The organism is Aurantimicrobium minutum (assembly GCF_029892845.1).
Classification (GTDB): domain Bacteria; phylum Actinomycetota; class Actinomycetes; order Actinomycetales; family Microbacteriaceae; genus Aurantimicrobium; species Aurantimicrobium minutum_B.
Genome location: NZ_JARXVT010000001.1, coordinates 192,957 through 215,843, shown reverse-complemented (window position 1 = coordinate 215,843; position 22,887 = coordinate 192,957). Strand labels below are relative to the sequence as shown.

General features: G+C 55.6%; 20 protein-coding genes and 1 tRNA gene. 7 read left to right on the top strand and 14 right to left on the bottom strand.

Annotated features, from left to right (window positions below; translation table 11 throughout):
- The first annotated feature begins 46 nt into the window (after positions 1-46).
- The 4 genes from M2118_RS00945 to M2118_RS00930 all read left to right on the top strand — a co-directional run bounded on the left by M2118_RS00945 (position 47) and on the right by M2118_RS00930 (position 3,975).
- Entirely contained in the window at positions 47-1,327 is a 1,281-nt protein-coding gene (locus M2118_RS00945) for an MFS transporter (protein ID WP_280794088.1), read from the top strand.
- Between the two features lie 113 nt (positions 1,328-1,440).
- Positions 1,441-3,369 (top strand): alpha-amylase family protein, encoded by a 1,929-nt coding sequence (locus M2118_RS00940; protein WP_280794087.1) that lies wholly within the window; start codon positions 1,441-1,443, stop codon positions 3,367-3,369.
- Between the two features lie 49 nt (positions 3,370-3,418).
- Positions 3,419-3,703: a type II toxin-antitoxin system Phd/YefM family antitoxin gene (locus M2118_RS00935; RefSeq protein WP_280794086.1), complete on the top strand. Its 285-nt coding sequence runs from the start codon at positions 3,419-3,421 to the stop codon at positions 3,701-3,703.
- A complete protein-coding gene (locus M2118_RS00930; protein ID WP_280794085.1) occupies positions 3,700-3,975 on the top strand; it encodes a type II toxin-antitoxin system RelE family toxin in 276 nt (91 codons plus the stop codon). The genes M2118_RS00935 and M2118_RS00930 overlap by 4 nt, the downstream gene beginning before the upstream one ends.
- Positions 3,976-4,047: 72 nt before the next feature.
- On the opposite strand, the gene M2118_RS00925 is transcribed toward M2118_RS00930, so the two are convergent.
- Positions 4,048-4,683 carry an MmpS family transport accessory protein gene (locus M2118_RS00925; RefSeq protein ID WP_280794084.1) on the bottom strand — a complete coding sequence of 212 codons (636 nt, stop codon included), beginning with the start codon at positions 4,681-4,683 and terminating at the stop codon, positions 4,048-4,050.
- Positions 4,684-4,789: 106 nt separating this feature from the next.
- On the opposite strand from M2118_RS00925, the gene M2118_RS00920 reads away from it, so the two are divergent.
- Positions 4,790-5,020, top strand: a complete 231-nt coding sequence (locus M2118_RS00920) for a helix-turn-helix domain-containing protein (protein WP_280794083.1) — start codon at positions 4,790-4,792, stop codon at positions 5,018-5,020.
- A gap of 76 nt (positions 5,021-5,096) precedes the next feature.
- Here the strand turns inward: M2118_RS00920 and M2118_RS00915 are convergent, their stop codons facing one another.
- From M2118_RS00915 to M2118_RS00865, 11 genes are all read right to left on the bottom strand, one after another.
- A complete protein-coding gene (locus M2118_RS00915) occupies positions 5,097-5,663 on the bottom strand; it encodes a PIN domain-containing protein (RefSeq protein WP_280794082.1) in 567 nt (188 codons plus the stop codon).
- A 56-nt stretch (positions 5,664-5,719) separates the two neighbouring features.
- Positions 5,720-6,163 carry a helix-turn-helix domain-containing protein gene (locus M2118_RS00910; protein WP_277494813.1) on the bottom strand — a complete coding sequence of 148 codons (444 nt, stop codon included), beginning with the start codon at positions 6,161-6,163 and terminating at the stop codon, positions 5,720-5,722.
- Positions 6,164-6,245: 82 nt separating this feature from the next.
- A tRNA-Leu gene (locus M2118_RS00905) sits at positions 6,246-6,322 on the bottom strand.
- 65 nt (positions 6,323-6,387) lie between these two features.
- On the bottom strand, positions 6,388-7,818 hold the full coding sequence (locus tag M2118_RS00900) for an NAD(P)/FAD-dependent oxidoreductase (RefSeq protein WP_280794081.1): 1,431 nt from the start codon (positions 7,816-7,818) through the stop codon (positions 6,388-6,390).
- 31 nt (positions 7,819-7,849) lie between these two features.
- Positions 7,850-9,115, bottom strand: a complete 1,266-nt coding sequence (locus M2118_RS00895) for a S8 family serine peptidase (protein WP_280794080.1) — start codon at positions 9,113-9,115, stop codon at positions 7,850-7,852.
- Positions 9,091-9,603, bottom strand: a complete 513-nt coding sequence (locus M2118_RS00890; RefSeq protein ID WP_280794079.1) for a DUF501 domain-containing protein — start codon at positions 9,601-9,603, stop codon at positions 9,091-9,093. Before M2118_RS00890 ends, M2118_RS00895 begins: the two co-directional genes overlap by 25 nt.
- Before the next feature lie 11 nt (positions 9,604-9,614).
- Complete coding sequence (locus M2118_RS00885) at positions 9,615-10,106, bottom strand: FtsB family cell division protein (RefSeq protein WP_280794078.1); 492 nt, start codon at positions 10,104-10,106, stop codon at positions 9,615-9,617.
- Positions 10,107-10,123: 17 nt separating this feature from the next.
- Positions 10,124-11,404, bottom strand: a complete 1,281-nt coding sequence (eno, locus tag M2118_RS00880; RefSeq protein WP_280794077.1) for a phosphopyruvate hydratase — start codon at positions 11,402-11,404, stop codon at positions 10,124-10,126.
- A gap of 59 nt (positions 11,405-11,463) precedes the next feature.
- Positions 11,464-12,771 (bottom strand): histidine--tRNA ligase, encoded by a 1,308-nt coding sequence (gene hisS / locus M2118_RS00875; protein WP_280794076.1) that lies wholly within the window; start codon positions 12,769-12,771, stop codon positions 11,464-11,466.
- Positions 12,772-12,775: 4 nt separating this feature from the next.
- The gene (locus M2118_RS00870; protein ID WP_280794075.1) at positions 12,776-13,453 is read right to left on the bottom strand and encodes a MazG family protein; all 678 of its coding nucleotides are present in this window, start codon (positions 13,451-13,453) and stop codon (positions 12,776-12,778) included.
- Positions 13,454-13,556: 103 nt separating this feature from the next.
- Positions 13,557-15,431 (bottom strand): phosphoenolpyruvate carboxykinase (GTP), encoded by a 1,875-nt coding sequence (locus M2118_RS00865; protein WP_280794074.1) that lies wholly within the window; start codon positions 15,429-15,431, stop codon positions 13,557-13,559.
- Positions 15,432-15,564: 133 nt separating this feature from the next.
- Between M2118_RS00865 and M2118_RS00860 the strand changes: the two genes are divergently transcribed.
- A complete protein-coding gene (locus M2118_RS00860) occupies positions 15,565-16,998 on the top strand; it encodes an XRE family transcriptional regulator (protein WP_280794073.1) in 1,434 nt (477 codons plus the stop codon).
- Positions 16,999-17,007: 9 nt separating this feature from the next.
- Positions 17,008-18,171, top strand: coding sequence for a Na+/H+ antiporter NhaA (locus M2118_RS00855; protein ID WP_280794072.1), 1,164 nt, complete (start codon positions 17,008-17,010; stop codon positions 18,169-18,171).
- On the opposite strand, the gene mfd is transcribed toward M2118_RS00855, so the two are convergent.
- Together mfd and M2118_RS00845 are read right to left on the bottom strand one after the other, a co-directional pair.
- Complete coding sequence (mfd, locus tag M2118_RS00850) at positions 18,134-21,730, bottom strand: transcription-repair coupling factor (RefSeq protein ID WP_280794071.1); 3,597 nt, start codon at positions 21,728-21,730, stop codon at positions 18,134-18,136. The two genes, M2118_RS00855 and mfd, sit on opposite strands and share 38 nt — an antisense overlap.
- Positions 21,731-21,748: 18 nt before the next feature.
- A complete protein-coding gene (locus M2118_RS00845) occupies positions 21,749-22,867 on the bottom strand; it encodes a hypothetical protein (protein WP_280794070.1) in 1,119 nt (372 codons plus the stop codon).
- Positions 22,868-22,887: the final 20 nt, after the last annotated feature.

Sequence of the window (22,887 nt, the reverse complement as noted above, 5' to 3'; positions counted from 1 at the left end):
TACTTTTTCCCTCAATGACGGGATGGAATCTCAGTAGGCTTGTGCAATGTCTTCTCAGCGCAAGCGCCTGATTCACCCCGCGTGGATCGTAGCCGCGGTAGGCTTCCTCGCCCTGGTGGGTGCCGCTGGTTTCCGCTCAGCTCCGGGCGTGATGATGGTGCCGCTCCAAGAAGAATTCGGCTGGGGTAGTGCCACCATTTCACTGGCCATTTCTATCAATATCTTGCTGTTCGGCCTCACCGCACCTTTTGCTGCCGCACTGATGAACCGGTTTGGAATTAGGAAAGTAACTACTGGTGCTCTTCTTCTGATTTCTGCCGGCAGTGCCCTCAGCATTTTTGCAACAACCCCATTCGTGCTCATTCTTACGTGGGGCATCCTGATCGGCTTGGGCTCAGGCTCGATGGCATTGGTCTTCGCCGCAACGATCACCAACACCTGGTTTGTGGCCCGACGAGGCCTTGTTTCTGGAATTCTCTCCGCTGGTAGTGCAACCGGACAGCTTGTCTTCTTGCCCGTGATGGCGGGGCTGGTCACCACCTCCGGTTGGCGTGCAGCGTCACTCGTGATTGCTGGAGCATCTCTGGCAGTTGTGCCACTGATCTTGCTCTTTATGCGCAACTCCCCCGCGGAGCTAGGAGTTCGTCGCTACGGCGAGAGTGAAGCAGCAGCAGCCAAGGTTGCTGCAGAAGCCGCCGAAGCTCCCCCCACCGGCAACCCTGCAAAATATGCCCTGACCGTCCTCCGCGAAGCAGCCAAGACCCGCACCTTTTGGGCGTTGGCAGCAGGCTTTGCCATCTGCGGAGCAACAACCAACGGTCTCATTGGCGTGCACTTCATCCCTTCGGCGCATGATCATGGGATGCCCGAGACGACAGCCGCTGGGCTCTTAGCCGCAGTGGGCATTTTCGACATCGTAGGAACCATCGCTTCTGGTTGGCTCACCGACCGCGTCAACCCACGCATCCTGTTAGGTATTTACTACTTCGGTCGCGGGATTTCTCTGCTTCTTCTGCCAGTTTTACTCTCGGCAACCATCCAGCCCAGTTTGATTATTTTCATCGTGGTCTATGGCTTGGACTGGGTTGCCACTGTTCCCCCGACCATTGCTATTTGTAATGAAGTCTTCGGGAAGAAGGGGCCCATTGTCTTTGGGTGGGTCTTTGCTTCACACCAGGTGGGTGCGTCCATCGCCGCTTTGACTGCGGGAATCATTCGTGACCAGACCGGTGAATACACCCTGGCCTGGTTCGGAGCTGCTGCACTGTGTGCAGTGGCAGCGTGGATCAGCTTCCGCATTCGCAAAGTCCCCGCACCAACCAACTAGTTTCTGTTCGGTCACGATTCAATCCAACGGTTCCTATTGGAGCATCCGCAGGAATACACTTTTCTCAACCTGTTAAGAGACGGACAGGTTAGAGACAATGGAGTCCCACCCCTATGCAACACTTCCCCGACCTTGTCGATGCTGCACGCGTGCAGCTCCAAGGATTAGTAGGCACCAGTACTCGTGGCGCGCAAGACCTGCTTGACCGCTTCGATCGTTGGGGTGGGGACCTCGTTGATGCCCTAGCTGAGATTTATCCGATCGAGACGGCACTGCCCCAGCTCATCGAGGTGATGGCTGCGGCCCACCTGCAGCGAGATGAGTCTTTGCAGCAGCGGGACCGCGAGCGCGTGCTGGAACAAGACTGGTTCCAAAGCCCCGAAACTATTGGCTATGTCGCCTATGCAGATCTCTTTGCAAAGAATCTCAAGGGAATCACCAAACGAATTCCGTATCTTGAGAACCTGGGTGTGACCTACCTCCACCTGCTTCCCATCTTGAAGCCCCGCCCAGGCGCCAACGATGGCGGCTATGCCGTCATGGATTACCGCTCTCTTCGGGACGATCTCGGCTCAATGAAGGAACTGCGCACCACAGCAGACAAACTTCATGACTCCGGCATTTCCTTAACTCTGGACCTGGTGCTCAACCATGTGGCCCTCGAGCACGAATGGGCAGAGAAAGCACGCTCTGGCGATGCCACCTATCGCGACTATTTCTATGTCTATCCGGACCGAACCATCCCAGATCAATTCGAGAAGAGCCTGCTCGAGGTCTTCCCTGACTTTGCTCCTGGAAACTTCACCTGGGACGACGACCTCAAGGGCTGGGTCTGGACCACATTCAACTCTTACCAATGGGACGTGAACTGGTCGAACCCTGCCGTGTTCTGCGAATACGCCGACATCATTTCCAACCTGGCAAATCACGGCATTGATTGCATTCGCTTAGATGCCATTGCATTTATGTGGAAGCGGATGGGGACTATCTGTCAGGGTGAACCCGAGGTTCACGTCATTACCCAGGCCCTGCGTGCATTCACCAAGATCTTCTCACCTGCCATGATTTTCAAAGCAGAAGCAATCGTGGGCCCCGCACAGGTCGGTGCTTACTTCGGTGAAGGAAAGCACGCCGGCAAGGTGTCTGACCTGGCGTATCACAACAGCTTGATGGTGCAGATTTGGTCGGCTATCGCGGCCAAGGATGCCACCCTCATGGTTCACACCATGTCCCGCTTTGCAGGTCTGCCTAGCACCACCGCCTGGGGCGTCTATCTGCGTTGTCACGATGACATTGGCTGGGCCATCGATGACACCGATGCCCACGAAGTGGGCCTGAACGGTCACGACCACCGCATGTTCTTGGCCGAATACTTTGAAGGCAGTTTCTATGGCTCCCTCGCCACAGGTGAAGCATTTATGCCAGACCCCGTCAGCGGTGAGCGGAGAACCTCGGGCACCGGAGCCAGCCTGGCGGGTATTGAGAAGGCACTCAAGCTCAAGGACGAGAAACAGCTCTCCCTTGCCATTGAGCGCTACCTGTGCGCCTACACAATGGTCTTTGGTTTCGGCGGAATCCCCCTGCTCTATATGGGTGATGAGATTGGTCTACTCAATGACCACAGCTATCTCAAGGACGAAACAAAGGCCGAAGATAACCGCTGGTTACATCGCCCCAAGATGAACTGGAAAGTTGCCGACGCGGCAGCAGCTGGCGAGCTCGATGACACAGCAGCGGGCATGATTTATAACCGCCTCAAGCACGTCATCGAGGTGAGAAAGACGTTGCCTTCACTCCATGCCAGCGTTGCCACGAAGGTGCGCAAGGGCACTGGACAAGGTGTGGTCATCTTTGACCGAGTTCACCCCGCAGGCGACATAGTCCAGGTCTACAACCTCTCCGACAGCCCGCGCTGGCTCACAGCAACAGAACTGGGTAGCCTCACCGGAAATGTGACCGATCATCTCACCGGCCACAGCTTCAGTATCGGAGCGGGCGTTCCCCTGGCACCCTACGAGATGCGTTGGTTCACGCAAGGGTAGTTATTCACACCTCTGTCGGGCATAGTTCATTAACGCTAGAATTCTGTACATGACAACTCTTCCCCTTGCTGAAGCCAGAGCTAACCTCTCCAAACTCGTTGAGGCAGCTGTCACCACTCAAGAAATCTTTGAAATCACTCGCAACGGGGCCAGAGATGCTGTGCTCATGAGTGCTGATGAGTATGACTCTCTGGTTGAGACCATCGACATCCTTGGCGACGAGGAAACCATGGTTCAACTTCGCGTGGCATTGGCCCAGCAAAAAGCAGGGCTGAGTATGGCTGTGGATAAAGAAACACTGCTTGCGAGCATCGCTGCCAGAATGCCCGAATGAAACAGACCTATTCCGTCAAAATACTTCCCGCTGCACGAGTTGCCATTGAAATCCAGCTCCCCCAGAAGGTAGCTGCCGCAGTCGTTGAGTTCATTTACGGGCCGCTTGCTGAGAACCCACATCGGATAGGCAAACTCCTCAGAGGGGATCTCGCAGGCATGATGGTTGCCAGACGTGGTGAATACCGAGTGATTTATGAAATCTTCGAGAATGAAATCATGATTGAGATTGTCTTGGTCTCACATCGCAGAACTACCTATCGGCGACGATAATTTCTACTTGTTCCACAAAACAAAGAATCCTCTTTTGCTAGTCAGCAAAAGAGGATTCTTTTAATTGGTTATTTAGAAACCTGAGTCAGACTGACTGCACATAACAGATGCGTAAGCACCAGTTGATGTGTTTTCCGATACAACTTCACCATCGACAGTAATTTTGCAGCTGAGTGTTGTGGTGGAGTCTGTTCCAATAGCAACGAGTGAGAGGCTTGAGAAGTCAAGAATTCCACCGTCAGCGAGAGTTCCCGTGTAGCTGAATGGCAATGGTGCACCATTAGCGGACTGTGAAGAATATTCTCCATCTGAGTAAGAAGCGTAAGTAATCATTGCGCTACCGCCATCGCCAGTGACTTCATAAACGAATTCGCTTGCTCCGGCAGCTTCTTCTGAAACTTCAGAAGATTCAGAAACCGCAGCAGTTTCATCTATTGCAGAACTCACAGCTCCAACTGCAGCCGCGGTAAAAGCAATCACAAGAACGATTGAAAGTGCCGAAAGAATCACGCCGATGAGAGCCATGACACGACTAGGGCGCCCTCCGGTCAAGCCGATAATGCCCAGAATAAGGCCCACAATCGCTGGCGCCCACACGAGGAAGATTCCCGCGAGTGGGATGAAACTGGAAAGAATTGCAACAATGCCAAGGATGAGAGCAGTGATTGCTAACCCCGAGCCTTTGTTGTTAGTCACTGATTCAGTCATTTGACTACTCCCTAAATAGAGAGGGAGGCCCCCTTGACCCCCCAAGTAATCTTAATGATACTCATAGTCCGTGGACTTATAGTGCGTATTCCTAAAGCTTTGAATTATGGCAAGCGCAGGTGTCCGTGAGATTCAGCAGAGGAAAGCCTTCGGCGACCGGATCCGTGCTTTGCGGAGCGAACAGGGGCTCTCTCAGGAAGAATTTGCACATGAGATAGGGCTTGACCGCACATACATTGGCGGCGTGGAGCGAGGGGAAAGAAACGTCAGCCTCGATAACATTCATCGCATCGCATCTGCATTAGACGTAAGTCCATCAGAATTATTTGCGAACTAAATAGAACAATTTCATGAGATGCCTCGATCTGCTCATGCTGAAAGTTGAATCCCATCCGCAAGGAACAACTCTTAAGCTAATTAGATTTCCTGTTCGCAGAAACCCCAGAAAGATTTTTGAGGTGCTCCTCGACGCGATTGGCAAAAAGATCACACTTTGAGCTTCGAAGCTTGCTGGCCAGACTGCTACTCAGACGTTTTTCATGCCAATATGCGAGTTGTCTAACAGTAGTTCGTCGAACTATTCGTGAGGCAGAATCATCAATCAGCAGGAACAAGCTATCTGGGGTCATTACTTCGTAGGGCAAGACGTCAAGTACTTGCTCTTCTAAATCCAAAAAACCGGAGTCAAGAGTCAATAAAATCTCTGCACCAGATGAAATAGCTCCACAATGTACGTGCAGGTCATTTGGGTCACTCGTGGGGTTAGGAAGATTTCCAGGAAAACCAGTAAGAACTTCATCGAAACTAGAAACTATTTTTCCTCTGAGGCTAACAATTACTTCCCCATCGGCATCGGGAATTTTTCGACGCAAATGGTATTCAACTTCGGCCAATACATCTTCAGATGTGACGAGGGTAAACATTCCACCTTTAGATTCGACTCTGAGTAAGCAAAGCCAATCTCTGATGGTGCGCGACATAAGAACATTCGCGTCAACGAATATTCTCATTCCCGTAAACATCATCTATTTTGTGCCTAAAGATCACCGATGCGATCAGACAGCTCTCGCATTTCTTCAACTGCCCGAGCTTGCATATCAGCTCGCTTGGCTTTGTAAGCAAGAAGATCATCGGTTTTGATTCGCGTGTGTGTACCCACTTTGTGAGATGGAATCTGTCGCTCAGCGATTAGTTTCATCAAAGTGGGCCGTGACAGCCCCAAAAGCCTGGCAGCAGCCGCAGAGGTAAGTTCGGAAGGAACAGAAGAAAAAGAAGTTCTGCCACCCTGTGCCGCTGTTTCAATCACAGCTTCTAAAACTCGAGAAAGCTGGGTTGGCAGTTCAACAATTTCTCCGTTCTCGAGCGACACGGAGAAAATAAGCTTGCGGCAATCTTTAGTTTTTTCGAGTAAATCTTGCGCTTGTGCATTCTGGACCTCATCTATAACAAGGTCATTTCCACTAAGTACTGCAGACTTCATGTGGGAATCCATTCTGTAGGTAACAGAAAGTATTGCACTTATAAGTGCAAACTACAAAGTATTTTGTTATTTTGTGGAAATTTGGTACCCCCAGTGGGACTCGAACCCACACTGGATCGATTTTAAGTCGATTGCCTCTGCCGATTGGGCTATGGGGGCGTACCTTCTCAGGCTAGCAAAGCAAAAGGGAGGCTATGACAGCCTCCCTCGTGCTTTGGAAGTAATTACTTCTTAGCCGCAGGCTTCTTTGCAGGAGCCTTCTTAGCGACAGCCTTCTTTGCAGCAGGCTTGGCAACGGGCTTCTTAGCTGCAGGCTTTGCGGCAACCTTGGCTGCTGCTGGTGCTGGGCGTGAAGCGAACTCTTCGAATGCTGCGCGAGGGGTCTCACGTGCAGACAAAGAAACGATGTCGCGTCCCAACCAGAAGTTGTTCCACCAGCCACCCACGACGCGGAACTTGCGCTCGAAGGAAGGCATAGCCAGACCGTGGTAACCACGGTGTGCAAGCCAGGCAATGTAACCCTTGAGGGCAATCTTGCCGGACTGGAACACACCGATGTTGAGGCCGAGGCCTGCAACTGCACCGAGGTTCTTGTGGAAGTAGTCAGTGGGGCCTTCGCCGCGCAAGACTGCAACGATGTTGCGAGCCATGAGCTTGCCCTGACGAACAGCGTGCTGAGCGTTAGGAACGCAGTAACCGCCAACGCCGCCACCAGAAAGGTCGGGGCATGCGGTTGCGTCTCCAGCACCCCAGGCGCCTTCGATAACACCCTTGTCGCCCTCAACGCGCAGGTCAGCGCGAACGCGCAGACGGCCACGCTCGTCGAGGGGGAAGTCGGTTGCACGGAGCATGGGGTTAGCCATGACACCAGCGGTCCAGATGATGAGGTCCGACTCGAACTTCTCACCGGTGGAGAGCTGGATGAGTCCGTTTTCTGCCGACTGAAGCTGGGTGTCGAGGTGAACCTGAGCACCACGTTCAGCAAGGTTCTTGAGAACCCAGTGGCTGGTTTCGAGGGAAACCTCAGGCATGATGCGACCCATGGCCTCGATGAGGTGGAAGTGAGTGTCATCGAAGGTGAGCTCTGGGTAGTCCTTGATCAGGTCAGAGGCCAGTGAGCGAAGCTCTGCGAAAACTTCAATTCCTGCGAAGCCACCACCCACGACGGTGACGGTGAGTAGACGGTCACGCTCAGGACCTGCAGGAAGCTGAGCTGCCTTGTCGAAGTTGGAGAGGATGCGGTCGCGGATCGCAACTGCTTCTTCGATGGTCTTCAGGCCGATTGCATTGTCTGCAATGCCAGGGATGGGGAAGGTGCGAGAAACAGCACCAGCGGTGAAGATGACCTGGTCATACTTCTCTGCAAATTCCTTGCCTGCGTTGGGAACGATGGTTGCAGTCTTCTTCTTGTGGTCAATGCCAACTACCTTGCCCGAGATGATGCGGGTCTTCTTGAGGTGTGAGCGGTGACCGACAACAGCGTGACGTGCCTCGATGGAGCCAGCTGCAATTTCGGGCAGGAATGGCTGGTAGGTCATGTAGGGCAGTGGGTCAACAATAGTGACCTCTGCTTCTCCGTTACGGAGCAGTTTTTCGAGCTTCCACGCGGTATAAAAACCTGCGTAACCAGCACCGACAATAAGAATCTTGGGCACAGTAATACGTCTCCAGCTAGACAAAGTGGGGTTAGGGCGTCTCGTCTGTTTCGTGGAGGGAACTTTCACGCGGAACAACAGGACGAAGTCTTCGAGCAACAACGATGTACCCGATAACTACAATCGTACCGAATCCAGCGAAAAACAGTAACGGAACACCCACCGTGGTCAGCTGATACAGGGTTGGAAGTCCCGGAATATTCCCGCTATCGAAAGGTAGGGGCGCTGGGGTGGGAGCCGAAGTGTCCCAGGGCTCTGCTGTGTTGGTGGAACTTCCACGGCGGTACAGCTTGATCCACTCGGCCAGAGAACCCAATGGGTTCACCTTCACGAGGGGAACTTCCGCCGTGACAGCGGCATACGCGTTGATCTTGCCGTAGCCATAAATGGGACTGGGGACGTCACCAACCGGGGTTGCCGTGGAGATGATGCGGTTGATCACATTGTTGGCATCGAGTTCGGGGTGCGAGGCACGAACAAGGGCAACCAGACCTGCGACGATGGGCGTTGCCCCACTAGAGCCAGACCACTTCATATAAGCGCCACCGGGAGCAACACCGACAAGAGCTTCGGATGGCGCGGAGACACCAATGGTGATGCCCTGGCTAGATGCGTCGTAGCTTGCTTCGCCGTTGACGTCGAGTCCAGCCACTGTCAGCACACCGGGAATGGTTGCGGGAGCCCCGACCTCAGTAGTTCCTGTGCCACGGTTACCGGCTGCCGCCACAATGACCACATCGTGGTCAAAGGCATACATAAACGCGTCATCCCAACTGGTGGGCCATTCCAGGCTGTTGCGGGTCAGTGACATATTGATCACTTTCGCGCCCTGATCCACAGACCAGATAATGGCGTTGGCAATCTGCTCATCTGAAGGGATCTCGGTTTCAACACCGAAGGCCACCGAAGCTGACAGCAACTGCGCTTGTGGCGCAGTACCGATCACGCCGTTATTTCCACCCGTGCCGCGGCCAGCAAGCACAGAAGCAACGAGCGTGCCGTGATCGGGTGACTCCCCCACCGGGGTGCGGCCATCAGGCGAACCAATGCCTGAGAAGTCTGCCCCTCCAACAACAGCTGCGTTGATATCAGGGGCATAACCAATACCGGAGTCAATGACAGAGACCAGCACACCGTCACCCTGGGTCACATCCCAGGCTTGATAGAAGTTGTAATCTCCAAGCCAGTATTCAAGATCTCGAATGTAGTCAGCACGTGCAGGGGTTGCCGAGAAGACCGCCAACAAGGTGAAGGCAAGAACGGATATGGAGGCTAAACCGCGTCGTAGTCGATGCACTGACACACCTCAGGAGACCACGATGAACGTGCCAGGGCAAGGTCACCAATGGGGTTCACGCCAGGACCGGCTGCCAAGGCATGACCGGCGAGGGCGTGAAGGCACTTCACGCGGACCGGCATGCCGCCAGCGGAGATTCCATCAAGCTCAGGAACGACAGCAATGGATTCACGGTCGGCAATGAACTGCTCATGAGCGACAAGGTACTGCTTCTGCATGTCTTCATCGGCGTTCAAAATATCCGTGAACTCTGCCATCACCTGGGTTGCTTCCAAGTCGGACATGGCAATAGTGGCGGCAGGGTGAGTCAAGTAATAGAAGGTGGGGAACGGAGTTCCATCTGACAGTCTGGGCGCAGTCGCGACCACTGTCGGAGCACCACAGACACAGCGGGCAGGAATACCGATAACGTCGCGCGCGGGTCGACCAAGCTGCGCCGACACAATGCGAATGTCGTCGTCGGTAGCGGGGTCAAATGGCGGGCGCATAGATAACTTTCTTAGGGGGTGGGCTGCACTTGCTCAGGTGTGGGCGTTCCCAAACCGGCAATGAGGAAAGATTTGAGCAAGCCAGAGACCCAGTCTGTGCTGGTGTCTTGGAGTGACGCAGTGGCCTTCTCACGCTTGAGATCATCGATCGTGGCGTCATTGATCACGAGGTAGCTGATCTCACCAGGCATGACGTAGTAGAGACGGTCACGGGCTTGAGCACGGACATAGGCAGGGTCATCCCAGCGAGCACGCTGCTTTTCCAGATCACTGATCTGTGAGGTTTTGAGATTAGCCTCTGCCTGCAAGTCGGCAATAACCTGACGCTGTTCAATCCAGATCTTGATATTGGGCGCAAGTACCAGCATGCCCAACAATGTCAGGCTCATAATCAAAATGGAAAAGCCCGACAAGCGAATGCTGCCGAGCCAGACGCCCGCTTTCGTGGTTCCGGTGACTAGAGCCACCGGAACCTTACGAACGCGAACGTTTTTGTTAGCCATGAAGGGCCGAATGTTCCTTAGGCGGAGAAGCGGGGGAATGCGCTGCTGCCTGCGTAGACAGCTGCTTCACCCAGTTCTTCTTCAATACGCAGAAGCTGGTTGTACTTCGCGACGCGGTCGCTACGTGCAGGTGCACCAGTCTTGATCTGACCGCAGTCGGTTGCAACGGCGAGGTCAGCAATGGTGGTGTCCTCAGTCTCACCAGAACGGTGAGAGAGGATGGCCTTCATGCCGTGACGCTGTGCAAGAGATACTGCATCGAGAGTCTCGGTGAGGGTACCAATCTGGTTCACCTTGACCAGGATGGAGTTACCGGCCTTGAGGTCGATACCCTTCTGCAGGCGAACAGGGTTGGTCACGTAGAGGTCGTCACCGACGAGCTGGAGCTTGTCGCCGAGCTCTGCAGTGATGTGAGTCCAACCGGACCAGTCGTCTTCATCCAGTGGGTCTTCGATGGAAACCAATGGGAAGTCGCGAACGAGCTCTGCGTAGTAGGAAGACATCTCTTCAGAGGTGCGCTTGTTGCCCTCGAAGTGGTACGAACCATCCTTGAAGAATTCAGATGCGGCAACGTCAAGTGCCAGACCAATTTCCTTGCCTGGCTTGAAGCCAGCCTGCTCGATGGCGCCCACGATGAATTCAAGAGCTGCACGGTTGTTGGGGAGGTCAGGAGCGAATCCACCCTCGTCACCAAGACCAGTAGCCATACCGTTCTTCTTCAGAAGTGACTTGAGCGAGTGGTAGATCTCCACACCCCAGCGCAGAGCTTCCGAGAAGCTCTCTGCACCGTGAGGAACAGCCATGAACTCCTGGATGTCCACACCGGTGTCAGCGTGTGCACCACCGTTGATGATGTTCATCAAAGGAACAGGAAGAGTGTGTGCGTTCGGGCCGCCAACGTAACGGAACAGGGGAAGGTCTGCAGAATCTGCAGCAGCCTTGGCAACAGCAAGAGAAACACCCAAGATGGCGTTAGCACCGAGGCGCTTCTTGTTTTCGGTGCCGTCGAGCTCAATCATGGCGCCGTCAATGAGGCGCTGGTCAGCAGCGTCGAAGCCTTCGAGTGCGGGGCCGATTTCGTCGATGACTGCGTCAACAGCCTTCTGGACACCCTTACCGAGGTAACGGTTCTTGTCTTCGTCGCGAAGTTCGTAGGCCTCGAACGCACCGGTGGAGGCACCGGATGGGACTGCAGCGCGGGCAAGCACGCCATCTTCGAGCAGAACCTCTACTTCAACGGTGGGGTTACCGCGAGAGTCGAGAATTTCGCGTGCGCCAATGGCGTCAATGAGGGCCACAGTATCTCCTTGTGTGATGTGTATTTAGATAAGAAAAAGGGAGGGAATTACTAGTAATTCTAGGCGAGGTCCTTGAAGACCAAGTCCTTGGCGCTCGCAGTCTCCGCAGAAACAAAGGCAAATGAGCCAAATCCGGCTTCGCGAGCTCGATCGAGCACAGGAGTGAGGTTCTTGGCACGCTTTTCCAAGCGCACACGCTTGCCGGCAGCAATGAGCTCGCTCTTGAAGCCCATCAGTGCAGACACACTCAGATCAGCACTATCCAACACAGCATCGTGCACCAGCACGACGCTGTCTGACGCCGCAGCGTCGTCGACCTCAATGAGGTCAACAATGCGCTCGAAACCAATAGAGAAGCCTGCTGCAGGAACGTCTTGGCCGAGGAAACGACCAATCATGCCGTCATAGCGACCACCGCCACCGACAGAAGAACCTGACTCGGGGTGAGCAATCTCAAAGATGGTGCCGGTGTAGTAACCCATGCCGCGCACCAGAGTGGGGTCGAAGCGAACTTCAACGCCCGAAGGCAAGTTCGTCAGCGCCTTGGCCAAGGTCTCCAGATCTGCCACTGCATCAGAATCGATGCCGTCGGGCAGGACAGAAAGTATGTCTGCAGTGGTCATCGGAACGCCACCGGATGCCAGGTGTGGTTCGATGCGCTTCAGCAGTCCGCCCAGGACAGCGGCCGCATCTGGGCCAGTCTCCGACAACTCCTTGACGACGCCTTCGGTGCCAATCTTGTCGAGCTTGTCAATCGAGATCAGGGCGGAACCAAAACGCTCTTCGGCGAATCCGCAGTAATCCAGGATGCCCGCAAGGATGCGGCGGTCATTGATGCGAATGGTGCAACCCTGAAGACCCAGGATCGAGAGAACAGCAGAGGTGGCCGTGATGAGCTCAACCTCAGCGAGCTGACCGGCTTCACCAATGATGTCGATGTCGCACTGCACAAACTGGCGGTAGCGACCCTTCTGCGGACGCTCAGCGCGCCAGACAGGGGCAATCTGAATCGCACGGAACACCGAAGGTAGTTCCGCACGGTGCGTGGCATAGAAACGGGCCAGAGGCACGGTCAAATCAAACCGCAGACCAAGGTCTGCTAAATCGTGAGCATCGCCTGAGTTCGCCGCTGCTTCAAGCGCTTCCTTGTCGAGACCACGCTTGAGCACGCTGAAAGCAAGCTTCTCGTTGTCGCCGCCGAGGCCAGAGTGCAGGCGCTCAAAGTCCTCAACAACAGGAGTCTCGATCTCTTCAAAACCATGGCTGGAGTACACATCCCGGATAACGCGTAAAGCGCGTTCGCGCTTTGCCTTCTCTAGAGGCAGGAAATCCCGCATGCCACGGGGAGGAGATACGTCACGAGCCATGTATCTATTCTGCCTCTCGAATGTCTTCCTGCAGTTCACGCAGCCGCACACGCAGTGCTTTCTCAGCATCAAAGCCTTGTTCACGTGCTGAAGAAACGATGCTCAGCAGAATGCTGCCGACCTCATCTTCGTCAGCCCAGATGGGTGGATCCGGGAGGTGTTGCTTCTCCAAGCCCACCTTCTCTGCCTTGCCCAGAAGCTTCTCGGCGAGCGCGAGGGCAGGCATGGACTGAGGAATACCATCTAGGGTGGAGGTTCTGCCGGGCTTTTCTTGCTTCTTCAGGTCATCCCACACAGCCATGACGTCATCGGCGGTTTCGAGCTTGTTCTCGCCAAAGACGTGGGGGTGACGGCCCACCATCTTGGCGGTCATGTGAGCGGCGACATCTTGGATGTCGAATTCTTCACCAGGGGTGTTCGAAGCAAGGTCGGCGTGGAAGATGACTTGATAGAGCACATCGCCGAGCTCTTCGATCATCTCGTCACGGTCACCTGACTCAATGGCATCGATGAGCTCATACGTTTCTTCAACCAAGTACTTGATCAGCGACTCGTGAGTCTGCTCGGCATCCCAGGGACATCCGCCGGGGGCACGAAGTTTTGCCATCACCATGACGAGCTCGTCGAGCTTGGTGGCAGGTTGTTGGTCCTCAGGAAGTGAGGAGAAGATGGGGCTGGTCATCAGTTTCCCTCCAGATGTTCAGCCCCATCCTCTCACCGAGTCATAGAGACAATGGCTCGGTTCACTCGTCCGACAATAAATTGTCGGTAATGGCTCAGTAGTTCTACGTGGTGAGACGTCCTCGTAGCTGAGCCAGTTCATCAGTGAGCGCCTCAGGAACGCGGTCACCAAACTTGTCGAAGTACTCCTCAGTGAGGTCGCACTCTGCAGTCCACATGTTGCGGTCTACGTGGAAAAGCTTCTCCATTGCCTCGTCTGTGACGTCGAGACCTTCGAGGTTGAAAGTGCCAGCAGCAGGAACGCGACCCATGGGCGCGTTCTCAGTAGCAACGTCGCCGTCTACGCGACGAGCAATCCACTCGAGAACACGGGAGTTCTCACCGAAGCCAGGCCACAGGAAAGATCCGTCTGCATCCTTGCGGAACCAGTTGACCTGGAAGATGGCGGGAGCCTTGTCGCCGAGAGTCTTACCGATCTCGAGCCAGTGACCCCAGTAGTCAGCCATGTTGTAGCCACAGAAGGGAAGCATGGCGAAGGGGTCGCGACGCAGATCGCCCACGGTTCCTTCTGCTGCTGCTGTCTGCTCGCTCGACATGGTGGCACCGATGAAGACACCGTGCTGCCAGTCGAATGCTTCAGCCACGAGTGGGATGTTGGTCGCGCGACGACCACCGAAGATGATGGCGTCGAGAGGAACACCTGCATTTTCGTACCATTCCTCAGAGAGGGTGGGGCACTGCTGGATGGGCACCGTGAAGCGCGAGTTGGGGTGAGCTGCGGGACGGCCAGAATCTGGAGTCCACTCTTCACCGCGCCAGTCGATCAGGTGATCAGGAGTTGCTTCGGTCATGCCCTCCCACCAGACGTCGCCGTCATCGGTGAGTGCCACGTTAGTGAAGATGGTGTTGGAGGCCACAGTATCCATCGCGACAGGGTTGGTCTTTTCTCCCGTACCAGGAGCAACACCGAAGAATCCAGCCTCAGGGTTGATCGCGAAGAGGCGACCGTCAGCTCCTGGGCGAAGCCATGCAATGTCGTCACCGATGGTCTCGGCCTTCCAGCCGGGAACGGTGGGGCGAAGCATGGCGAGGTTGGTCTTGCCGCATGCCGAAGGGAACGCAGCGGCCATGTGGTACGCCTTGCCCTCGGGTGAGGTGAGCTTGAGGATCAGCATGTGCTCAGCGAGCCAGCCTTCCTGCAGACCCATGAAAGAACCAATACGGAGCGAGAAGCACTTCTTGGACAGCAGTGCGTTTCCGCCGTAGCCAGAACCAAAGGACCAGATCTCGCGAGTCTCGGGGAAGTGGCAAATGTACTTGGTGGAGTTTGAAGGCCAGGCTATGTCGTCAACACGACGACCGGTTGCATCAACCAAAGGCATACCAACCGAGTGAACAGCTGGAACCCAGGGGGTTTTCTCGTCGATCTGCGCGAGTGCGTCAAAGCCCATGCGGGTCATGATGCGCAGGTTGAGTACAGCGTAGGGAGAGTCAGTGAGCTGGATACCCACCTGAGAGATGGGGCCACCGTAAGGACCCATGGAGAAAGGAACGACGTACATCGTGCGGCCACGCATAGAACCGTCGAAGAGGCCACGCAGTTCAGCGTTCATCTCGTCGGGGTCGCGCCAGTTGTTGGTAGGGCCTGCATCTGCTTCGTTGACCGAGCAGATGAAGGTGCGGTCTTCCACACGAGCGACGTCATCGGGGTCGGAGCGAACCAGGAAAGAGTTGGGGCGCTTCGCAGCGTTGAGAGGAATCATCGATCCTGCATCAACAAGAAGAGCAGTGAGTCGGTGCCATTCAGCGTCTGAACCGTCGCACCATTCGATGCGCTCTGGCTTGGTCAGCTTGGCAATGTCGGCAACCCAGTGCAGCAGAGCACGCTGAGTGACGAAGGGGGGTGCGTTGAGGTCAGTAGCGATGGGCACCTCAGACTGAGCAATGGGCTCGGTGTGAGTGAGGTCTGCGATCGACATCTGAGTCTCCTTTGTCTCGACCAAGCTTCGAGGGAAGTAAAACTTGGTGATATTTCAAGTATTGACCCTTGTATACAGAAAAGTTCCCCGTTTTCACTAGAAATATTTGCTGTTTTTCTCGTATTGTAAAGAAATGGCCTCTGACATGATGATTTTGGGTAAACGAATCAAACATTTCCGCATTACTGCCGGAATGACCCTGGAGCAGCTCGGCGACGCCGTCGGCGTTGTGCCGAGCCAGCTTTCCCTGATTGAGAACGGTAAGCGCGAACCCAAGCTCTCCCTGCTCAACGCCATCGCCACTTCTGTGGGCGTGAGCGTTCCAGAACTCCTCAGCACCGAAGCCCCCGATCGACGTTCCGAGCTCGAAATTGAACTTGAGCGCCTGCAACAGACTGAGCTCTACACCTCCCTCAACTTGCCTGCGGTGCGCAGCACCAAGGGTCTCACCGATGATGCTCTCGAAGCCATCGTGGGACTGCACAAAGAAATGGAACGTCGTTCACGTCAATCCATTGCTACCCCAGAAGAGGCGCGTCGCGCCAACACTGAGTTGCAAGCCATCATGCGGGAGAAGAACAACTACCTCCCCGAACTCGATGAGCTCGCGGAAGATCTGGTTAAGCGCACCGGGCACGAATCTGGTGCACTCATGCACCGCACCGTCGCAGAAATGGCCAACCTCCTAGGTTTCGAGCTCATCTTCGTGGATGACCTCCCCAGCTCGGCTCGTTCCGTCACAGATACGGCAAACGGTCGTATCTACTTACCCCCTGCCTCTATCCCCGGCGGTCATGGCCTGCGCGCCATGGCACTCCAAGCAATGGCACACCGCGTATTGGGCCACGAAAAACCCCACACCTATGCCGAGTTTTTGAAGCAGCGCCTCGAGATCAACTACTTCGCTGCTGCCTGCCTCATGCCTCGCTCGCGTTCGGTCGCGTTCTTGCAGAACGCTAAGAAGGAACGCAACATTGCCATTGAGGACTTCCGTGATGCTTTTGGCGTCACCCACGAAGCTGCCGCTCTGCGCTTTACCAACCTCGCCACCGAGCACTTAGGGCTGCGCACTCACTTCCTGCGAGTGAACCAAGGTGAGGGTATTTTCCGTGGCTATGCCAATGACGGCCTACGTATCCCCGCGGACGCAAACGGTTCGATTGAAGGCCAGGTTGTGTGTCGCAAGTGGCCAGCTCGTGTGGCATTCGAACGCACCAACCGAACCAACGAGTTCTACCAATACACCGACACCCCCGGCGGAACCTTCTGGGATTCGACCCAAACAGGAACCGGCGAGAAGGAAGTCTTCTCGATTAGTGTGGGTGTTCCCTTCGATGACGCTAAATGGTTCCGAGGTCGCGACACCGACAACCGAGAAGTATCAACCTGCCCCAGTGAAAACTGCTGCAAGGTTCCTGCTGAAGATCTCACCAGCCGCTGGGCTGGCAAGGCCTGGCCGAGTGCCCGAATGCACGCACACGTTCTCTCTCCGCTGCCCTCGGGAACATTCCCTGGCGTAGATGACACTGAGCTGTTCACATTCCTCGAACGTCACGCTGGCGCATAGGCTGAAACTATGGCCCGAGTCAGTATGAGAACGATCTTTCGTTCCGAACGCTATGCAGCAATCTCTCTTGCTGCTGCCGCGATCCTGGGCTTAGTTCTTGCAAATTCGGTTGCAGGTCCTGGGCTGATTGAACTCTTCTCCAGCCACATCGGTCTGCCCGCTCTTGAGCTCGACCTCAGCATTGGTCACTGGATCACTGACGGCCTGCTCGTCATCTTCTTCTTCATCGTGGCGGTTGAATTGCGCCATGAGCTGACCGTGGGGGAACTAAACACGGTCAAACATGCACTGGCTCCCGGTATAGCTGCCGTCGGTGGTGTCATTGTTCCTGCCGCCCTGTATCTAGCCATTGCAGGTCCAGACTTTGCCCAAGGTTGGCCCATCCCCACGGCCACAGACATTGCTTTCGCACTCGGGCTGATTGCACTTGTGGGGCGCGGACTGCCCGGACGCATTCGAGTCTTCTTGCTGGCCCTTGCCGTTCTTGATGACCTCATCGCGATTGTGATCATCGCGGTGTTCTTTAGCCAAAGTCTCAACATTCTTGCTTTGGGAATGGCGGCAACTGCTGTTTACTTCTTCCGCTTCTTGGGCTGCCAGGGCCGGATCAAGAACCCTGCTATTCGAACAACCCTGTTGATCTTCGTTGCTTTGTTTGCTTGGTATTTCACCGTGCTTTCTGGCGTTCACGCCACTATCGCCGGTGTTGCATTGGGCTTGGTACTGAACCCACGACTTGCTGCCCAGGCAGCTCACGCACTGCAGCCCGTGACCAATGCGGTGATCTTGCCTTTGTTTGCGTTCGCCTCTGCACTGGTGTTGATCCCCGCGGTCTCTCCCGCTGAGCTCAGCCCAGCTTTCTGGGGTATTGCGGTGGGCCTGCCCGTGGGCAAGATCATCGGCATCATGATTGCCGGCAGTATCGTCGCGCTCATTGCCAAGCGCGGTGAAGCAACAGAGACCCTTATTCGAGGTTGGGATTTACTCACGGTGGCGGCCGTGGCAGGCATCGGGTTCACCGTGTCATTGCTCATGAACGAGCTCGCCTTTGCTGGCGACGATGCCATCCGTGACGAAGGAGTGCTGGCCGTACTCGTCGGCTCTGCGGTTGCAATCCTGATTGGTGGCAGCTTGGTTAGCTGGCGCTCTCGCCACTACCGGAAGCAGCGCTAGCTTCTTCCGCCTTTGGTAGCGGGAAAATTGCATCCAGCAGGCTTCCTGTCCATGCAATGAGGTCAGTGTCCTCGGGAAGAGGAACCGTGATCACACGGGCAGCCGGAACGTACTTGGCTCCCGGATACATCCTGGCTAATCTCACCTGAATCGAATCAGGCAGATCTGCTGGAGTAATACGCAGGTTGGACCCCATCACGACAACCTCGCTCAGACCTGACTTGTGTGCTCGCCTGCGTAGGCGTGACACAGCAATGAGGTTGTGAACCTGAGCAGGGGGTTCGCCATAGCGATCAGCCAGTTCTTCCAGAACCTGATCAATCTGTTCTTCACGCGACAGCGGACCGCTGGCAACAGAAAGCTTTTGGTATGCCTCCAGGCGTAGACGCTCGCTGTCGACGTAGTCGTCAGGGATGCGAGCATCAACGGGAAGCTCCAGACGAAGCTCTGTCTGGCCTTCAGCGACGTCGCCGCGGAAGGCAGAGACGGCTTCGCCAATCATGCGCAGGTAGAGGTCGAAGCCGACTCCTGCGATGTGGCCAGACTGTTCACCGCCGAGGAGATTTCCGGCTCCACGAATTTCGAGGTCCTTAAGCGCGATCTGAATACCCGAGCCCAGCTCGTTATTCATCGCGAGTGCGTTCAGGCGGTCGTGAGCTGTTTCGCTCAAAGGAGTGGTCTCGTCATAGAAGAGATAGGCATAGGCACGTTCACGTCCGCGGCCCACACGACCACGCAACTGGTGAAGCTGGCTCAGGCCATACTTATCTGCTCGGTCCACGATCAAGGTGTTGGCGTTGGCAATATCCAGGCCGGTCTCAATGATGGTGGTGGACACCAACACATCGAACTTGCGTTCCCAGAAGTCGATGATGACTTGCTCGAGCTGGTGCTCGGTCAACTGACCGTGGGCAACACCCACGCGCGCTTCGGGAACGAGCTCAGCAATCTGCGCTGCCACGCGGTTGATGCTGGAGACGCGGTTGTGGACGAAGAAGACCTGTCCTTCGCGCAGAATCTCGCGGCGAATTGCGGCAGCAGCCTGCTTCTCGGAGAAGGGGCCCACGAAGGTGAGGATGGGGTGGCGGTCCTCGGGTGGGGTGGCCAGGGTCGACATCTCGCGGATGCCGGTCACAGCCATCTCGAGCGTACGGGGAATGGGCGTTGCACTCATAGCCAGGATGTCAACGTTGGTTTTTAGCTTCTTGAGCGCATCCTTGTGCTCCACGCCAAAGCGCTGCTCTTCATCGATGATGACCAGTCCCAAGTCCTTGAAAGAGACGCCCTGCGCCAGTAGGCGATGTGTTCCGATGACCACGTCCACGGTTCCATCCGCCATGCCCGCCAAAGTTTCCTTGGCTTCCTTGTCAGTTTGGAAGCGGCTCAGTGCACGCAGGTGAACAGGGAAACCGGCGAAGCGTTCCTGGAAGGTCTCGAAGTGTTGCTTCACCAGAAGCGTGGTGGGCACCAAGATGGCAACTTGCTTGCCATCTTGGACAGCCTTGAACGCGGCGCGAACCGCGATCTCTGTCTTACCAAAGCCCACGTCACCGGAGATGAGGCGATCCATCGGGATGGCCCGCTCCATATCGGCTTTGACTTCATCGATGGTGGTGAGCTGATCCATCGTCTCCACATAAGGGAAAGCTTCTTCAAGCTCTCGCTGCCATGGGGTGTCTGGACTGAACGAGAATCCACGGCTTGCCATGCGCGCGCTATAGAGCTTGACCAGTTCCACAGCGATGTCGCGAACGGCCTTGCGGGCCTTGGACTTGGCTTGACCCCAGTCACTGCCACCCATCTTGGACAGAGCAGGAGCTTCCCCGCCCACATACCTCGTGAGCTGGTCGAGCTGGTCGGTGGGGACATAGAGCTTGTCGCCGGGATAGCCACGTTTACTCGGCGCGTATTCAATGACGAGGTATTCACGCGTGGTCTTCACCGCATTGCGACCACCGGAGGACACTTCACGCTGAACGAGTTCAAGGAACTTTCCAATTCCGTGGGTTTCGTGAACAACGATGTCGCCAGCCTCAAGCTTGAGCGGGTCGACCACGTTCTTGCGACGGCTCGCCAGCTTTCGAGGTGCACGGGCGTCATAGCCAGCAGCACGGCCATAAAACTCAGCTTCTGAGATAACTGCAAGCTTGGCCTCCTCGAGCTCGAAACCTGCCTCAACGGAGGCTTGGACCAGATAGGCGACTCCAGGTTCGAGCTCAGAAGGAAGCTCGGCAACCATGCGTGCAGCAAGGTTACGCTCTGCTAGTACTTGACCAGCACGCTCAACTAAACCATGGCCTTCCGCCGCAACGATGACGGTCCAGTCCTGCTTGAGCAGCGCCTCCACGTGGTCCACAGCACCATCGACGTTGCCAGCAAAGGTGGGCACGGCCTTCGCATTGATGCGGATAGCCAGAATCTCGTCGAGGTCGAGTTCTTCGGGCAGTGGTTCGGAGGCATCAGGGCCGTGCTGGAATGCACTGAATGTCCACCACGCACCTCCCTGATAAGCGGATCGAAGTTCAGTAATGGTGAGGAAGTCACCGGCAGAAAGATCGATAGGTGACTGTGCTCCAGCACTCGCGGCATTCCAGGCAGCATGCAGGAATTCACGGTTGGTCTCAGTCAGATTGATGGCACGAGTAGCAATTCGTTCAGGAGAGAGAAGAGCCACTGCAGCGCCATCGGGCAAATAGCTGGTGATGGGAACAAGACGATCCACCAATGCTGGAGTCAACGACTCCATGCCCTCCACAGCAATGCCTTCCGCGATCTTGGAGAGCATCTGGTTGATGCCAGGGAACTCGTGTTCCATCTCGCGTGCTCGCTGACGCACGGGAGCTGTCAGCAGCAACTCACGGCTGGGTGGCAGCGCAATGTTCTGGATATCTCCGTCCAGCGAACGCTGGTCTGCCACAGAGAAGGCCCGAATGGAATCCACTTCGTCACCGAAGAAGTCCACACGAATGGGATGATCAGCCACAGGCGGGAACACATCCAAGATGCCACCGCGCACTGCGAACTCACCACGGCGGGTGACCATGTCCACCCGTACATAAGCCAAGTCCACTAACAACGCAGCAATGGCCATCAGGTCATTGCCTCGACTGCCCACGCTCAAGGCAATAGGCTCCACATCGCCGAGGTTGTCGGCGATGGGCTGCAGAGCGCCACGAACAGACGTAATCATGATCAGGGGAAGTGAACCATCCCAATCACGAGCCTGGCGCAAGGCTTCAAATCGGCGCCCCACAATTTCTGGACTGGGCGACAGGCGCTCATGAGGCAAGGTTTCCCATGCCGGGAAGTCACAGAGTTGCGCATGGGGCATCAATGAGGACAGCGCGGCAGCAAGGCGTTCTGCCTCTCGGTTCGTTGCCGTCACTGCCAACACAACGGGAGGTAATCCTGCAGAGATGCGGGCCTCAATCAGAGCCGAGAGAAGAGGGGCATTCAGGCCTTCAACAACTGAGAAATCAGCATCTTTGTTGGCATAGCTGAGTGCATCAGCGATATTTGGGGTGCGCGAAAGGGCGCGCGAAAGCCCCTGAAATACCATGACGTTAGTCTATGGCGCTCACCAGAGCGTGGCAGCCTCAGCGAGTTGTTCTGCCGTGCAGTTGCGAGTGTACGAGCCGGTGCTGTAACCCAACTTCACGATGGTGGCGCAATCCGCCATCCATTCCACTGGCATCGATCCTGTCTGACCAGGAACAAGTGCGTTGTATGCGGTCATGATGGAAGGACCGTATTTCCACCACTGTCTGGCGTGGGCGGCCTCGTGTACTAGCACGGAAACTCCCACGCTGTTGGAGTATCGCTCAGTCAACGAACTATCCAGAGTGATGGGTACACGATCCGTATTGGAGCCGTTGAGATTCACCGTGGCATAACCACAGAGATAGACGTTGGCGCCAAACTGCCTGGCACACATGCCGTTTTCCCAAACGACATAGGAGTTGGGAGCTAGTGCGGTGACATATGCCTCGGCACTGAAACCTTGGCTCACGGGTGCTGCGGCCGCAGCAGTGACGGGCGGGGAAGGAGCTGTGGGGGTGGTGGAACCACCGGTTTGCTCCAGGGATTGGGCCTGCGCAGCACGACGGGCTGCAGCAGCAGCCTGTGCTGCGGCGGCGGCTTCAGCAGCAGCTTGTTCTGCAGCAATGCGGTCTTGCTCTGCCTGCCAGGCAGACTGAGCGGTTTGGACATTCTGAATGCCTGTCCCCAAGGCCATCACAGCTTTCACCAGTGCTTCAACACTGGTGGTGTCGCTGGCCTGAACTTCTTCTGCACGAACTTGCTGACCATAAGGCCACAACAAATCCAAAGGAGCCGCAGTTTTCAAACTCGAGACGGAGGCTTTGAGTTTGACCAGCTCGGCTTTTTGAATCTTCAGAGTTTTTTGAGCCTGGACGATGGACTTCTCGAGGGTTTGGCGAGATGCGTCATCCAGAACCTTGCCGCTGGAATCGGTGAGAATCGTCTGGGCATTTTTGATTGCTAATTCAAGATCAGCAGCACGCTCGGTCAGTGCCTGCACACGCTCATTACCGGTGGCAATAGTGTCGATGACTTGAGCCTGTGCACTCTGCTGGGTGGAGACGAAGTTGGTGCCCACAACCACGGCAGTGCTGGCAACCAGCACTGTACTGACAGCCAGAGCGGCAATCATCTGAACCCGTGGGGTGAACTTCATAATTTAAGGGTAATCAGTTT